This is a genomic window from Pseudomonas sp. AC463 (assembly GCF_979253585.1).
This window is the reverse complement of the sequence record NZ_CEEDDZ010000137.1, coordinates 1-430: the sequence shown is the minus strand read 5'-3', so window position 1 is coordinate 430 and position 430 is coordinate 1. Positions and strand designations below refer to the sequence as shown.

Sequence of the window (430 nt, the reverse complement as noted above, 5' to 3'; positions counted from 1 at the left end):
GCAGACCCTGCTCGGCTTGTGCGAAAGGCTGCTGCAAACGAACCATGGCGGTCGCCGAGGTGCGCTCCAAAGCAGTGCGCGCTTTAGCCATCTGCGCACCGGATTGTTCCAGCGAGCGGCGCAGGTCACGTACCAGCACGCGGTTCTGCAGAGTGAAGTGCTGTGCCACCAACGAGCCGTAACCCTGGCTGGCGAAACTGCCGAGATTTTCTGCCAGGCGCGGCAGGGTAAATGTCAGTTGCTCCATCATCAGATAAGTATCGAGATAGGGGTCGAGTATCAGCCCGCTGTCGGTGGCAACCAGCTCACGTAGCACCACCAAACGCGAGAGGGTGTTCTGGTAACGCTCCAAGGCATCGAGCAGCGCCATTTTACCCAGCACGCTCAGATCCAACTCAGCCAGCGACGCGCGCAACGCGTCCAACTGGCG

The 430-nt window shown here is 60.5% G+C and carries 1 pseudogene; it reads right to left on the bottom strand.

The annotated features are described in order from the left end of the window. A pseudogene (locus AC0IYH_RS29465) lies at nucleotides 1-430 on the bottom strand (methyl-accepting chemotaxis protein); the annotation flags it as partial.